Consider the following 16,830-nt stretch of genomic DNA (forward strand, 5'->3'; position numbering starts at 1 on the left):
GGAACTAGCACACGAAGGATTAACTATTGAAAATAACTAATCATGGCTCTTTTATATCCTCCAACCAGTTTCTCTTTTATTGTTAACGGGATTTCGACAACAGAGGGTATTGACTCCAGATTTCAGTCTATATCTGGTTTATCAACAGAAATTATGACTGAAGAATATGCCGAAGGAGGCGAAAACAGATTTCTTCATCAACTTCCTTTGAGACCAAAATATGATAATTTAGTTCTTAAGCGTGGTTTAATTGTAAGTTCAGGATTGATAAGCTGGTGCAGAAATGCCATGGAAAACTTCGAGTTTGAACCCAGAGATCTGATCATTACTCTTTCAGGAGGGTTACAATCTACAGCACCTTTAATGGTTTGGAATGTAGTTGGGGCATACCCTGTCAAATGGAACGTTTCAGAATTCAACGCAGAAGAAAGCAAACTTGCTATTGAAACAATAGAACTGAAATATAGATATTTCACAATACCTTCATCGTTAGCAAGCTTAGGCTTGTAATTTCTAAATCTAATCTAAGCACCTGAAAGTGTGTTAGTTTTCGGATAACATTCAGCAAAAATTTTCAGATAAAAAAAAGATTGGTCTATAACAAGACTGAACGCACTCTTTATGTGCTTAGATTTTTTAAAATAAATATGTTAAATCATTGGTTATTAGTGTTTTGAATATTAATAATTGATTAAAAAACAAACGAAATGCCAATAGAAATAAAAGAGCTTCACATTAAAATAAATGTGGACGAAAAAGCAACAGTAACGACAACTGCGACATCAATTGATGAAGCAAAAATTATGCGGGCAGTGAGTGAAAGTGTAGAGCAGGTAGTAAATATTGAACAACGTAAAAAAGAGAGATAATGAATAAGGTGAAAATAACGGCAAAAGAAGATTCCGCAAAAATTTTTAAAGCACCCATAAATCCTTCAAAGTATTCATTAGCCTTTAAAAATGAATATAATGCTGAGAAAGCTTCTGGAAGTATTTTGGATAATCTTAAATATGAAAGTACTCAATCTCCGGAATTAGATCTTGAGTTTTTATTAGATGGAACAGGAGTGACTCAAAAGAATTCGGGTAATAAATTGATCAATAAAATCTTAAAAACTGATCCTTTAAAAAAAGAATCAGTTAGTGAACAACTCAAAATTTTTTTAAATACAACAGGAACTTATAATGGAACGATACACAAGCCACACATTGTTAAAATATCTTGGGGAACACTAAATTTTGAAGGAGTTTTATTGGATTTAGTAGTGGACTATTCTCTCTTTTCAGAAAATGGTGCTCCTCTTAGAGCAATATTAAAAGCAAAATTCAGAGGAACTGTTACACAAATAGAAGAAGCATTAATAAAAAATAATAGTTCACCAGATCTTACTCATAAAAGAACAGTACAAGATGGAGATACATTGCCTTTAATGACCGAAAGAATCTACGGAGATTCCAAATACTATTTAGAGGTCGCTAAAGCAAATGGTCTTATCAATTTCAGACAGTTAAAACCGGGAACTGAGCTCTACTTTCCACCTATAGAAAAAGTTTCATAATATGAATAATAGCGGTTATATAAAAACAGCAAAAAATCCAGACTTAATAACTTTTAAAGTGATGTCCGGAGGTACAGAATTGCCTGGTAAATACGGTGTGAAGAGCATTCTTGTGGAAAAAGAAGTCAACAGAATTCCTTATGCCCGCATTGTTATTTTAGATGGAAGTGTACCGGAACAGGATTTCAAGCTTAGTAACGAAGAACTGTTAATTCCCGGAAAAGAAATCGAAATTACAGCAGGATATCATTCTGAAGAAGAAACCATTTTCAAAGGAGTTGTTGTAAAGCATAATATAAAAGTCAGAAGCGGCTCTTCTTATCTCATCATCGAATGCAGGGATAAGGCTGTGAAAATGACTTTAGGAAGAAAAAGTAAATATTTCTACGACAGTAAAGACAGCGATATCATCGAAGAATTGATTGGTAATAGCGGTGCAACTGCCGATGTAGAAGCTACTTCAAATTCCCATAAAGAATTGGTTCAATACCAATCTTCAGATTGGGATTTTATGTTAACCAGAGCACAGGCAAATGGTAAATTATGTTTTGTTGAAGATGGAACTATTAAAGTTGCTAAACCTGATTTTAATGCAAAAGAAGTAGAAACAGTAGTCTACGGGTCATCTGTACATGAATTTGACGGAGAAATTGACGCCAGAGATCAATTCAATAAAATTACAGCCAAAACCTGGAGTTACACCGATCAGGAACTGACTGAAGTTGAAGCCCAGGATCCGGCAATTAATCTCAATGGAAATCTTTCATCGGGGGATTTGGCAAAAGTTTTCGGAATTGAAGATCTGCAACTTAAACACGGTGGAAATCTTACTCAAAACGAACTACAAGATTGGAGTGATGCTAAAGCAACTTTCCAACAATTAGCAAAAACAAGAGGAAGAGTAAAATTCCAGGGAATTCCATCTGTGAAACCAGGAGTTTCATTAACACTACAAGGAGTCGGAAACCGATTTAACGGAAAGATTTACATTACAGGCGTTCGTCACGAAATAGCCGATGGAAATTGGCTGGTTGATGCCCAGTTCGGACTTTCTCCAACATGGTTTTCAGAAACGTATGATGTAAGTGAAATGCCGGGTTCAGGAATTATGCCTTCTATAAGCGGATTACACATTGGTGTTGTTTCACAATTAGAATCTGATCCGGATGGCGAAGACAGAATTTTGGTACAAATCCCCATCATCAATAACGAAGAGGAAGGAATTTGGGCAAGAGTTGCTACGCTTGATGCAGGAGAAAACAGAGGATCATTTTTCAGACCTGAAATCGGAGATGAAGTCATCATCGGATTCATTAACGACGATCCCAATGATGCAGTGGTGCTTGGAATGTTAAATAGCAGTACAAAACCGGCTCCCATTGTAGCTTCTGACGATAATCATGAAAAAGGATTTGTCACCCGAAGCGAAATGAAAATGATTTTTAATGACGATAAAATTTCATACACACTTGAAACTCCAAAAGGGAAAAAAGTGATTTTGGATGAAGATGCAGACATCATTAAGATTGAAGATGAACATTCTAATATTCTTACGCTTAATAAAGACGGAATCAGTATCGAAAGCGGGAAAAACATCAAGATCAAGGCAAAAGGTGACATCACCATGGAAGGAACCAATATCAATGTAAAAGCATCTGCACAGTTCAAAGCTGAAGGAAGTTCTGGTTCTGAACTTAAATCTGGAGCAGTAACCGTAGTAAAGGGATCTCAAGTAAAAATTAATTAATCATGAAACCGGCAGCAAGAATTACAGATATGCATACCTGTCCAATGGTGACGGGAACTGTTCCGCACGTTGGTGGCCCTATCATTCCGGCAGGAGAACCAACTGTATTGATTGGTGGAAAACCAGCCGCACGAGTAGGAGACAAAGCAGTATGTACAGGTCCGCCAGATACGATTGCATCAGGATCTTCAAGTGTAATGATCGGTGGAAAACCAGCCGCAAGAATGGGAGATTCTACAGCTCATGGAGGCGTAATAAGTGCTGGTGAAGCTACTGTTTTAATAGGATGATGATATTAAAGATAGGTTCTGATACAATCATGAACCACTATTTAGATGTTATCTGATTAAAAATAAAATGTAAAACATCCATAACAAAACAGTTAGAAAAACTAAAACTCTATGTTACAGATGCAAGATGCTATAACTAAATATAATACAAATAACGTATGAAAATAAATACAGATTTTTTAGGAATAGGCTGGAGTTTTCCGCCTGAGTTTAATCAAACTGAAGGAAAACTGGCAATGACCACCGATGTGGAAGATATCAACAATAGTCTTATGATTCTGTTGTCAACGCGTCCGGGTGAACGTGTAATGTTCCCTAATTACGGATGTGACCTGCAGGAAATGCTTTTTAAACCTCTGGACTTGACGCTTATTACTCAAATGAAAGGAATTGTAGAGCGTGCTATACTATACCATGAGCCCAGAATAAACATTTTAAGTATTGAAATTGACACTCAGGATGAACTTGAAGGGGAAGTTTTAATCACAGTTGATTACGAAGTAAGAAATACGAATACTAGAAGCAATATGGTTTTTCCTTTCTATAAAGGTGAAGCTACTGAAATATAATGGATTACGGGATGTCTGTAGCCTTTTTGAATACGACCAACATTACAATAAGTATTGCATCTGACCATAGAAGATAAATATAAACAAATGAAAAAAACAGATACATTTTCACATTACCGTGAAGGAAAATCACAAATGCAGCGCTTTTTAGCAGAATTAGATCCGGGCAATCTTGAATTACACGATTTTGATTTGTTTGATTGGCTGTTATTCGCAAACAATTTTGCTCAGCGTGTAAATTATTTTGATAAAAGTGATCATACAAAACCACAAGGAAACTGGGGAAACTTTTTCTTGGGAGATGATACTGGTAATGCTGTTCCAAGAAGAGAAAGCGTTGAGTATAAAAGTATGAAAAAAGAGGTTACAGAGCTTATGTCCCAGTTTGAACAGGACAGCAACCTGACCCCTCATTTAACGTTATTTGTCTGCTTTTTAAAATTATTGGATTTCTCAAAAAAAGCCTTCAATAATTTAACAAAAAGACATTTGGATTTCTATTATAATGAAATCCTTCAGATTAAAAAAAACGATGCCAAAGCAGACAAAGCCTATGTGATTTTTGAATTGGCAAAAAAAGCGCTTCAGGGAAAAATTCCAAGTGGAACATTGCTGGATGGCGATAAAGATGCGAACGGAAAAAAACGTGTTTACAAAACTGATGACGAACTTATTGCAAACCAGGCAAAAGTAGTTGAAATTAAAAGTTTCTTAAACGACGTTGAAAAAAGAGAGCTGAAAATGGCTCCGATAGCAAACTCTGCCGATGGCTTAGGTAATAAATTACCGGAAGAAAGCAACTATTGGTGGCCGTTTGGATATAATTCAGATGAAACAATCTCAGAAAAAAAATCTGTTTACAAAGAACTTCCAAATGCTAAACTGGGCTTTTCAGTAGCGTCTTCATTATTTGATTTAAAAGAAGGCGAAAGAACAGTCACTCTTACAATAGATTTTAATAAAAATTCAACTCAAAAATTACAAAATATTCCAACAGAAGATATTAAAAATAATATCAAAGTGTTTTGTAGTGGTGAGAAAGAGTGGCTATCAGACATTGTTTTAGAATGTGAAAGAAATGACGGAAACCAGCTGGTACTTTCTTTTACATTACCTAAAAGTTTTCCTGCCGTTGTAAAATACAACAAGGATGTTTTGTTAGAAACATTTCAGACTGATTTTCCTGTAGTAAGATTTATGATCGAAGGAGAGAAATACTACGATATCTATGAAGCTCTTTCAGAAAAACTAATAAAAAATATAGAAGTAGCGGTTGATGTAAAAGGTGTAAAATCGATCGGGATTGAAAATGATAATGGAGTACTAAATTCAGAAAAACCTTATTATCCATTCACTGCGCAGCCTGTTAAAGGATCTAATTTTTATATTAAGTGTCCTGAATTGTTTTCCAAAAAATGGAAAACCGCAGACATTACAATCAATTGGAAAAATACTCCGGATTCTATAAAGGATCTGTACAACGGTTACATCATTAAACCGAACCAAAACATCAGTCTGACCGATTTTCAGACATTGGAAAATCCATCAGTTGTAGGTTCAGATTCTTATTTTAAAGCAAGTACGGCACTTTTAGATAAAGAAGTATGGTATACAAAAGCGGATGATTTTGATTTGTTTGAAAAAACAGATAAAGGCTACAGAACCCGGTTTGCCATCAGTAATGCAAGCAATACATCAGGAACAAGTGAGTCGATCCGGTTAACAGTGAACCAGTCGTCATTACAGGATGTATATCCGAAATTATATACATTGGCGTTATCCAGTGATCAAAAATATAAAAAACTGATTCCGAATGAGCCTTATATTCCTTTTGCTGAAGATATCGAGCTGAATTACAGTGCAAAGGAAAATGCCTATTCATATTTAAGAAAAGATGAAGAAGGTGTAGCATCAAAAGGTGAAGGAATACAGTTGTATCATGAAGATGCATTCGGACAATACGAAAAAGAAGTTGAAACGAAGAATATTGTACCGGTACATCAGAATGGGGGCGAGTTATATATCGGTCTGGAAGCAACGCCACAAACAACAGTTTCATTATTGATCCAAATGCTCGAGGGAAGCGAAAATCCTTTAGTTGAAACTTTTAAAGAAAAAGAATTCATAGAATGGGATATACTTTCGAAGAATACCTGGATGAGTTTATCGGATTATATGTTACAAAATGATCCCAGAAAATTCATGGAATCGGGTATTGTAAAGTTTAAAATTCCTGAAGATATCAACACCAATCACACAAGATTTACCGACGGATTGGTCTGGATCAGAGCAAAATCAAGGAGAGACTATGATGCTGTGTGTAAAATTCAGGGAATCTACACGCAGGCTGTTTTGGCAACGTTCCAGAATCAAAACAATGATCTGTCTCATCTGAATAACGGATTAGAAGCCAATACAATTTCTAAACTGATCACAAGAGTTCCTCAGGTAAAATCGGTGAGTCAGCCTTACAATTCGTTTGACGGTAAATACAAAGAAACGGATGTTGAATTTTACAGACGGGTTAGTGAAAGATTAAGACACAAAAACAGAGCAATTACACAATGGGATTACGAAAATTTGGTGTTACAGGAATTTCCGGAAGTCTTTAAGGTGAAATGTCTGAATCATACTTCTGAAAATTCATATATGGCTCCCGGATTTGTAACCTTGATGGTCGTGCCAAATATCAGAAATAAAAATGCTTTTGATGTTTACCAGCCGAGAGTAAGCAGAGCCAGCCTGAGTAAAATTCAGAATTACGTCAATGAATTAAATACGATGCATGTAACTGCACAAGTGGTTAATCCTAATTACAAAGAAGCAAAAGTAGAAACAAGTGTGAAATTCTATGAAAAGTATGACGAAACATTCTATATCAAACAATTAGACGAAGATATTAAAAAATACATATCGCCTTGGGCATTTACAGAAGCTAAAGATATTGATTTTAATATAAAACTGAATGTGAATCAGCTTATTAACTACTTGGAGCAGTTGTATTATGTTGATTATATCGGCGGAGTAAAGATATTGGTAAACGATGTCTTACAAAAACAGTCGCTGATTGAAGTAGATCCAAAGTCAATTTTGGTATCGGCTAAACAGCATAAAGTCACTATTGCAGAACAGGTATGTATTTAATAAAAAATAAGAGAAAACATCATTATGTCAGAAAATAAGCACATGAGTATACCCAAAAACATAGAAACTGAGGATCAGACTGATTTTCATTTTCTACGAAAAACGGGGATTGAATATATAGAAAAATTAGGAGGAAAACTCTGGACAGATTACAATTCTCACGATCCAGGTATTACCACTCTCGAGGTTTTAAGTTATGCCATTACCGATCTTGGGATGAGGATGAATCTGAATATGGAAGATATTTTGACATCCGAAGATGTTGAAAAAGATATTCATACACAATTTCTAAAGGCGACAGAGATTTTACCTTCAATACCTTTAAACGAACTTGACTACAGAAAATTGTTTATCGATATTACGATGGGATCTGGTTCCCAAAGACCAATCAGCAATTGTTGGTTGGTTCCTAAAAACGAAACATTATATGTTGATTGCGAAACCGGAACTTTAGATTTTAAACCGATCGGAGAGAGAACAAAAGATTTTAACGTAAAAGGTTTGTATGATCTGTATGTAGATTATGCTGAAGAGATTGACAGCGAAGATATCGGATGCGGAGATTCCAGCGTTAAAGCTATGATATTAGAACGTTATCACGCCAACAGAAGTCTTTGTGAGGATCTGGCTGAGATTAAAAAGGTTGAAACTCAGAAAGTCGCTGTGTGTGCCCGTATCGGACTTGTCAATAAAGCTGATGAAGAATTGGTACATGCTAAAGTATTAAAAGCGGTGACTAATTATCTATCCCCGGAAGTTCATTTTTATTCTCTAAAGCAAATGCTTGAAAAAGGTCTTTCAACGGATCAGATTTTCGACGGGCCGCTTTTGGATAATGGCTTTATTGATACTGAAGAACTTAAAAACAGTCAGTTAAAAAGAGAAGTTCGTCTTTCGGACATCATCAGTGAAATTATGAAAATTGATGGGGTGAAAGAAATTCATGAAATTTCTATCGCCGGTTGTGACAGTGTGATCAAGCAAAACAATGATTGGGTAATCTGCATCGAAAAAGGCAGAAAACCCGAAATGTGCGAATTGAGTACTTTCAATTACAGCAAAGGCTCGCTTCCGCTGAACATCAATGACAAAAAAGTTCAGGAGTATTTAGAAACACTGAAAAGAGAAGAAGAGGTTCTTAGAGATGATGCAAGGCAGAATAAAGAACTGTCTTTACCACAAGGAACTTCCTATGATATCGCAGACTATGCGACAATTTTAAATGAATTTCCGGATACTTACGGAGTGGGAATCTCCGGAATTATAGGAAACCCGACTCCGGAAAGAGAAGCTTTGGCTAAACAAATGAAAGGGTATTTGTTGTTCTTCGATCAGATTCTTGCAAGTTATTTCAAACATCTTGAAAAAGTAAAAGAAGTATTGAGCATTAATGGAAAACTAAAAAGAACATATTTTACGCAGACGCTTAAAAATATTAAAGGTTATGAAGAATTGGTTTCTGATGATACTTTCGAAAATGATGATCAGCTCACCGATTCATTGTATGAGGAACTGGATAACAGCGTAGAACGCCGAAATGAGGTTTTAGATCATTTAATTTCCCGTTTTGCAGAGACATTCAGCGATTATACTTTCCTGATGAAATCCTTGTATGGGAAGTCTGCCGATGAAATTGTTTTAAGCAATAAACAAAGCTTCTTAAACGAATATAAATCAGTAAGCAAAAATCGAGGAGCGGGATATAATCACACTTTGTTTGGGGATTCTGATATCTGGAACACCAAAAATGTTTCAGGGGTACAGAAGAGAATTGCCCGTTTGTTGGGAATTAAAAATTATACTCAGAGAAATTTATCTCAGTCGCCCGTATCAATAATTCAAACTGAAGAAACTGATGGTAAAATCAGCTATACCTGGAGAATAAAAGATGCCATTAACAGCATTGTTTTATCGTCGGTGAATAGTTTTAAAATTGAGTACGGTGCAACCAAAAATCTGAATGAATCGATTTATCAGATGATTCAGATCGATGAGGAAGATCTTGAAAATGCATTAGATAATTTAGGAGAAGGTGAATCTGATTATAAATTAATTGGAAATATAAAAATCCGTTTTTCCGGTGGAGGTAATTATTATTTTGATATTGTAGATGAATCTGAAGAAAAGAATGTCATTGCAACACACAAAAGAACAAATCCATATTCTGATTTAGATACATTGAAGGTAGGAATCAGGCAGACTGTAAAATATTTCAAATATGAATTTACAGAAGAAGGAATTTTCCTGGTTGAGCATTTATTATTAAAGCCAACACTTAAAGATTATAAAAACATGGGTGGAATCGGCTGTATGTCGATCGATGAAACCTTTAGGATCGCTTATGATATAGATTCAGAGTCTCCTGCGCCCAATCCTTTAAAACCTTCCGAAGCACTGATGTCTTCTTGTGAAGAAGATTGTGAAATAGATGTTTATGATCCCTATTCTTATCGGATAAGCGTTGTTCTTCCTGGTTTTGCTTATCGTTTTCAGGACCCTGATTTCAGAAGATATGCTGAAACAGTGATCAGACAAGAAATTCCGGCTCATGTTTTAGCAAAAATTTGCTGGGTTGGAGACCGGTTGAGTGAAAAAGAAACAGCCCAGAACGACCTTGCTGAATTTGAAACAGCTTTTAAAAAATATCTTTCAGACAAATCGAAAAACAATACAGCGAGTTTAGGGTATAGTATTAAAGCTTTACTGCTTGCTCTTACCCATCTGAATAATATCTATCAACCGGCAAGATTATTAGACTGTGCGATGGATGATAATGAAAGCTTAGACGGGAAACTCATATTAGGACAATCAAACATATACAAACCGAAAAAAAATGAAAATGAAACTAGATAATATCACTACTCAATATAGAAAGTTTAACGAAAATCAGGCGTTGACTGAAGGGCAGCTAAACGAATTTTTAGACTATTTTGAAGATCAGGATCGGCTGTCAAGAACGCGTTTAAGTGGTGTAGGAGTTGCTTGTGGTTTTAAAACGACCTATACAGATTTGATTGCAGAACCGGAGGTGTTAACGAAAAAAGCAATCGGTGAAGATGTTGAATTGGAACTTAATACAATCATCATTACGCAAGGAGCAGGAGTTACTACCGACGGAGATTTAATAACATTACGCCGAAAAGGAGATAACGGAGAAACTTCCATAAACTTCGACGCAAACATTTACAAATACTACAGAGATTATACGGATGAGGTCAGGTACAGTCATTTTCAAATTGGGAATACACAGATTCCTCTTTTAGAATTGGTTACGCAACAGGAATATGACCAATTGTCATCTACAACAGGCTTTCAGCATATAAGAAATCTCGACCGTGTATATGATAAAACGGTACTTCTGTATGTGGAAAGTTATTCTAATGATGAGACTCCATGTAAGGATGCAGATTGCGACAATAACGGAGCAGAACAAGTGTCTAATCTAAAAGTGCTTTTGGTAGATTCAGAGCTTTTTGAAGATCTTATTTTGAGAAACGATGCCAAAGATACCATTTACAAGCTTCATAATTCTTATGAACAACTCTATGATGATTTACCAAATATCGAGGCAAGAAGAGTTATTCTAGATTCTAAGATCACAAGGGCGCCACATTTAAAAGAGGTATTTCAACGTGCGGTTAGTGATTTTTCAGATTTGAGCGAAGGTTTTGGTGCAATTGCAGATACTTTTAAGGTAAATGTTTATCTAGGAGGAGAATCACTGGCTACAAAATTAAATTCTTTATTAAATCCTGTAGCATCAAGATTAGAAGATTATCAATACCGGTATGACTTGCTGAAAGATTTAATTGATACGTACAATGAAATAAAAGGTTTGCTTTTACATCTGAATGTTGACTGTTGCCCAAGTATCACTTCATTCCCTAAACATCTTATGTTGGGTCCTGTTGGAGCAAAACTGGAACTGGGAGAAAAAACGCCTTCCCGTCACGGTTTTTATAATTCTCATGTGACTACAAATGATGATGAAAATTACGAAAGAATTATAATGCTTGCCAATCGTTTTGTACAAAAATTAAATGGATTTCAATCGTATATCGGACCTGTAAAAATTACTCCCTCTAATCTTTATGTGAGATTGGGTAACAAGGCGATTCCTTACTACTATCACGTAGATCAGCCGTTATTGACTCAATGGAATTTCGAAAAAACAAAAACCGATAGGGAAACCTTCAATTTAAGTTATCATACAGGCAATTTAGCGGCAGAGAATTTTGTTCAGGATCCGTTAAATTATAACATTGATGATAACGATTTCTACAGAATTGAAGGTCATCTGGGAATGCCTTTTGAAGCTGCTGTTCAAAATATCAATGAGATCAAAGCAAAATACGGATTGGCTTTTGATGTTGCAGTATTGCTTTTGAAAAAAGATGAAAAAGGAGATAGCGAAATCCCAACTGAGCCTAAGAAAGTATCCATTGAAGAACTCAGAAAGAAATTAATCTCGATTTCCAGTGATATCAGTAAAGAAAAAAGCGATCCCAAAAGTACTCTGTTAACCTTATCTAAGCTGGACAGTGAGTTAAGATTATTAAACAAAGTGGACTTCACTTCCCGGGAATCGTCGGAAGAAGTCGTTACCGTTGTAAAAGAAGATCCTAGAAAAAAAGAAATTGCAACCGAGCTTTTAAGTGAATTTTTAGAAAGAAAATCAGGTTTGGAACATTTAGCAGGTGTAGAACCGGGCGGAACCTTCGTTTTGATTTGCGAGTCGGAGGCAAACAATCAGGTTCTTGCAGATTTCTCCTTACCTTATCTATGTTGTTCTAAAGAGAAACCAAACGTTGCACCTATTGCTTTGGATGATAAAGTTTCTTGTATGATTGGTCAGACCGTAATTATTTCTGTGATGAATAATGATTATGATGCAGATAACGACCTATTGACAGTTGTTAAAAAAACAGACCCATCTTACGGAACGGTAGTTTTAAACAGCAATGGTACATTCACTTATACACATAATAATTCTGCGAATCTTAAAGATTCATTTACGTATTGTATTAATGATGGTAAAAGCGATAGTAATATTGCAACGGTATTTATCGAGATTAAATCTGCACCGGTAGCAATAGATGACCATGCTTCAACTGAAAATGGAGGATATGTAGATATTGCCGTCAAAGACAATGATTATGATTTAGGAAATACTCCGTTAACGGTATTTATAAAAGATCATCCAACTAACGGAACACTCATGTTAAATTCTGATGGTACAATCAGATACCAGCATACCAATCCAACAGCGCTTACCGATTCATTTACATACTATATTAATGATGGGGAATTTGATAGTAATGTCGCTAAAGTGACCATTACTATTGCGCCGCCTCCATGTGATTCTGGGATGGATGTCGTATTTATCTTTGATTACACAGGTAGTATGGCTGGTCAGATTGAGGCTGCTAAATCAGGAGCTGTAAGTATCGTCAATACAATAAAAACTCAGTCAAACGAAAATTACAGATTGGGTATCGTAATAGCCGATGAAACCAACTCCAGAACTTCTTCCGGTTACCAGAATGCACCTGCATATATAGGTTTGAATCCTGCTCAAAAACTTGTAAACGCCGGACTTAATTCAAGCTTTCAATGGATCACTGCGATGGAAGTAATGTCTTCGAGCAATATGAATAACGTTTCAACTTTTAGCACTCAGCTTAATAAACTGAATAATTCCGCAATCGGACTGAGCCTCGGATCTGGAGCCGGACTTCCGGAACCAACTGATTTTGCGTTAAGCAGAGTTGTAGAGCATAATTTTGCCGGAGCATTTAGAAGCAATGTAGCCAAATATGTGATCATAATAACAGATGATGTACCTGGAGGGAATGATGATAGTGCAACGGCTGCAGATATTACCGAAATGAACAGGTTGAGAGATCAGTGTATTGCCAAATCAATTAAAGTTATTGTCTTAGGGCAGGGAGTTGAGAAACCAATCGGTGGAAAATACATTTGGAAAGAACTGGCCAATGCAACAGGGGGTTCTTGGAACTCAAGTTACAATGCAACCGCTATTGAAACTGCTATTAGAAATGGTTGTGGAGGTAGCAGGTAATACTGCAGGAAATCTCAAAATTTAGAATAATATATTCTGCATTTATATATGCTTCTTAGGTGGATCATTTTCTGCCTGAGAAGCTTATATCTCCACTTTAGTAATCATTAAAATAAATTATAATGAATAATCAATTAAGTAATATATCCACACAATACCGAAAATTCAGCAGAGGACAGTACATAGACGATACCCAGTTCAACGAGTTTTTAGATTTTTTTGAAGATCAGGATCGTCTGTCAAGAGTAATGTTGCAGGGAGTAGGTATTGTATGTGGTTTTAAACCGGAACTTCTTTATGGAGATGGATTGCTGAAAAGCATACAGCTTTCTCAGGGAGTTGCTCTTACCACTGATGGCGATTTGCTGACCTTATATAATACAAGTCAGCTAAGTAAAGAGTTATATATAAGCGATTTAAAAACGATTAATATTAAAAATAAAAATTATACACATTTTAAAGTGTATGATAATTTCAAAGTAAAATATCCGGCTTTTTATGACGGAGAAAATCAGATTGAGCTGTGGGAACTGGCAACGGCTGAAGAATCAGATTTTGGTTTTCAATCTTTAAATGCTCTTTCAAATTTAGAAGACAAATATCTTTTGCTATATCTGGAAAGTTACGAAAAAGAAGTAAAACCCTGCCGCGGTGTTGATTGTGATAATCATGGGATTCAGCAAATTCGAAACCTTAAAGTACTCATGACGACGGCAGAGGGAATTAATCATCTTCTTGAAAAAGATGAAATTCAGCCTCATCCTTTGTTTGCAGAGGGTGTCATGACTCCTGTAAAACAGGAAAGAGTTGTTGCAGAACGACTTATTTTGGAAAATGGAATAGATAGACCGTTTTCTTCTTCCAGTTTAAAAGAAATGTACTCAGATGTTTTAGAAAAAAACAGGTATGGAGAGATTCTTTTTGAAAAAATCAATGGGATTTCTCAGATTTTAGGAATTCCGGTCGCTAATTTTGAAAACTTTAAAAGTAAATTGGAAGCATATCTTTCTCAGCCAGCCGGTTTTCAGTATGCATATGATGTTGTAAACGATTTGACGGGTACTTATGCTGAAATCATCAAACTGCTTCCAAAATCATTCACTGAATGTTTTCCTGATTTAGACTCTTTTCCTAAACATATCATGCTTGGAAAATTAATCTCGACTATTCAATTAGATTCATTAAGACACCGATTTTACAATTCACCGGTTTTAGATGATGAAAAAGCAACACAGAAAGTTAAGATGTTGATGAACCGTTTCAGTCAGCAGGCGGAAAATTTCAAATATCCGATGGAGTCAGAAGTTGAGGATGGAACTCCGGAAAACAAAAGGAAGATCAGGGTTATTCCTTCGCAGAAATTAAATCCTCTGAGTAATAAAGCGATCCCTTTTTATTATCAGGTTACAGAAGAATTTTTAAAGACCTGGAATTTTGATAAAACAGAGAATCGTTCATTTAGAAATAATTTGGGATATAATGCAGGTTCGTTTACGTCGGATGAACATATAAGAAATCCAACTTCTTTTAATATCGATAAAAATTCGTTTTATAATATTGAAGGTCATCAAGGAATGTCTTATGAGGATGTTTTTGAAGAACTGAATCAAATCAGAAATGAAAAACAATTAGGATTTGATGTTATGGCGCTGTCTCTAACCGAATTGGCAGACAATAAAGATATGTTTAAAGCATATTTCAATGAATACCTGGAAAAACATCCGGGCTTGGAACACAGGCGTGGAGTTGAACGTGGAGGTACTTTTGTAATCGTTTATGAGGTTACCGAAACAGGTTCAATGGTGGTTGCAGATTTTTCGCTTCCTTATATCTGTTGTACTCCGAAAATTGAAGTTAAATTATCATTGCCAACTCCCGTGATCTGTAGTAAATACGACGCAATACCATTTACCGTATTCCCTATGAACGGAGATGTTGAAGCTGTTGTAGAATCAGGCTTAAATGGTGGAGTAGAACTTAGGGATGGTCAATGTTTTTTCAATCCGGCCATAGTGGATGAGTCATTATACGGTCAGGAAATTACCTTTACAGTAAACGGAAAATCTACCAATTGCAGTATTAAAGTTATTCCGCAATCGGATATGGATGTAGATATTACTTCTGTGGTTTATCAGGGAGAAGACTCATCCGATACAATCGTGCGTTTTAGAGTTTCAGGAGAAAACATTTTAGATTACACGTACACTGGAGATTTCTGGGATAATGGTGTTTTGGTCAGTTTAATTCCGGATTCAAGAGGGAATTTCATTTATACTTATCACGATTTAAATCCATTTATAATTCCGACTATAAAAGTGAATGTGAGTCGTGGAGGATGTACTCAGACAATCATTATAAGCGATTGGTATAATGGTCCAGCTACAGTAATCAATAGTATTAACTTCCCGGAAGGAGGAGATTGTTGTGAAGGAATAAGCAATAAAGCTCCCGTCGCTGTAGCAACAGCATCTGCAACAACTATTAGGTTACCAGTTGAATCTGTAAGACTGAATGGCGAATCAAGTTATGATACCGATGGAGGAGAAATCGTTTCTTATTCATGGAAACAAATAAGCCCAACGTTACCTGTAGCAAACATTACCAATCCGAATAACTCAACTGCTTCAATTACAGGATTGGTTGAAGGAACTTACGTTTTTGAACTTACAGTTACAGACAGCAATGGCGCAACAGGTACCGATACTGTAGAAATAGTTGTATTGCGTGCTTTGCCTGTGATCACCGCTAATGCAGGGGGAAATCGATCAATTTCTTTACCTAAAAGTTTCATTACACTAAATGGATCAGGATCAAGTTCAGAAGCATCCACACTGAAATATTCTTGGAGCCATACAGAAGGGCCGATGCCGGTAATGCTTACAGATTCAGATAAACCGGATCTGATTGTTACAGGTTTGGATGTTGAAGGGACATATAAGTTCAAACTTACAGTTCAGGATGCAGACAGTGCTGCGTATTCTACTGATGTGGCAGAAGTTACTGTATTGCGTGCTGTGAAGATTGAAGTTATAAAAGAACAAACTAATGTCAATTGTGAAGTGGGAATGATAGCAAGAGTGCATGTTCCTGATGGCGAATCACGACTTATAAAAGTTTTCAAAGAAGGTACAGTACCTACAGACCCTTTTACTAATGATACAGGAATACAGGGAGGCTCACAACTAATTGTTAAAGATGGCTTTGATGAAAAAATATCTGCTACAAAAACTTATGGAATGTTTTTAAATGTAAGTGGATTTATGTGGGGATCATTAACAGATAGTACTAAGCTAATATTGCAGGTAATTGATGAATCAGGATTTGTTTATGATCAGGTTGTTTTGACAACTATTCATAACCCTGTATTTGATAGTAAGCAAACTAGATGTATACCTGGATAAAATCATTTAGACAGTAATGAAACATAATAATAACAATAA

At 35.8% G+C, this 16,830-nt stretch carries 10 protein-coding genes; all 10 read left to right on the top strand.

The genetic code is table 11. The annotated features are described in order from the left end of the window. Nucleotides 1–42: 42 nt before the first annotated feature. The 10 genes from OEA66_RS11790 (at nt 43) to OEA66_RS11835 (ending at nt 16,791) form a co-directional block, all read left to right on the top strand. Nucleotides 43–510, top strand: a complete 468-nt coding sequence (locus tag OEA66_RS11790; protein WP_267281555.1) for a phage tail protein — start codon at nt 43–45, stop codon at nt 508–510. 197 nt (nt 511–707) lie between these two features. Continuing rightward, nucleotides 708–869 (top strand): DUF5908 family protein, encoded by a 162-nt coding sequence (locus tag OEA66_RS11795; RefSeq protein ID WP_267281556.1) that lies wholly within the window; start codon nt 708–710, stop codon nt 867–869. Further along, nucleotides 869–1,558, top strand: coding sequence for a CIS tube protein (locus tag OEA66_RS11800; protein WP_267281557.1), 690 nt, complete (start codon nt 869–871; stop codon nt 1,556–1,558). The genes OEA66_RS11795 and OEA66_RS11800 overlap by 1 nt, the downstream gene beginning before the upstream one ends. 1 nt (nt 1,559) lies before the next feature. Further along, nucleotides 1,560–3,305 carry a type VI secretion system tip protein VgrG gene (vgrG, locus tag OEA66_RS11805; protein ID WP_267281558.1) on the top strand — a complete coding sequence of 582 codons (1,746 nt, stop codon included), beginning with the start codon at nt 1,560–1,562 and terminating at the stop codon, nt 3,303–3,305. A gap of 2 nt (nt 3,306–3,307) precedes the next feature. Beyond that, entirely contained in the window at nt 3,308–3,595 is a 288-nt protein-coding gene (locus OEA66_RS11810) for a PAAR domain-containing contractile injection system baseplate protein (RefSeq protein WP_242800378.1), read from the top strand. 158 nt (nt 3,596–3,753) lie between these two features. Next, entirely contained in the window at nt 3,754–4,164 is a 411-nt protein-coding gene (locus OEA66_RS11815; RefSeq protein WP_267281559.1) for a gp25 family contractile injection system sheath assembly initiator, read from the top strand. A gap of 87 nt (nt 4,165–4,251) precedes the next feature. Then, entirely contained in the window at nt 4,252–7,308 is a 3,057-nt protein-coding gene (locus tag OEA66_RS11820; RefSeq protein ID WP_267281560.1) for a baseplate J/gp47 family protein, read from the top strand. A gap of 24 nt (nt 7,309–7,332) precedes the next feature. Then, nucleotides 7,333–10,161: a contractile injection system baseplate wedge protein gene (locus tag OEA66_RS11825; protein WP_267281561.1), complete on the top strand. Its 2,829-nt coding sequence runs from the start codon at nt 7,333–7,335 to the stop codon at nt 10,159–10,161. Beyond that, the gene (locus tag OEA66_RS11830) at nt 10,142–13,390 is read left to right on the top strand and encodes an Ig-like domain-containing protein (RefSeq protein ID WP_267281562.1); all 3,249 of its coding nucleotides are present in this window, start codon (nt 10,142–10,144) and stop codon (nt 13,388–13,390) included. Before OEA66_RS11825 ends, OEA66_RS11830 begins: the two co-directional genes overlap by 20 nt. Nucleotides 13,391–13,512: 122 nt before the next feature. Continuing rightward, nucleotides 13,513–16,791: a PKD domain-containing protein gene (locus OEA66_RS11835; protein WP_267281563.1), complete on the top strand. Its 3,279-nt coding sequence runs from the start codon at nt 13,513–13,515 to the stop codon at nt 16,789–16,791. Nucleotides 16,792–16,830: the final 39 nt, after the last annotated feature.

The organism is Chryseobacterium luquanense (assembly GCF_026460945.1).
GTDB lineage: Bacteria > Bacteroidota > Bacteroidia > Flavobacteriales > Weeksellaceae > Chryseobacterium > Chryseobacterium luquanense.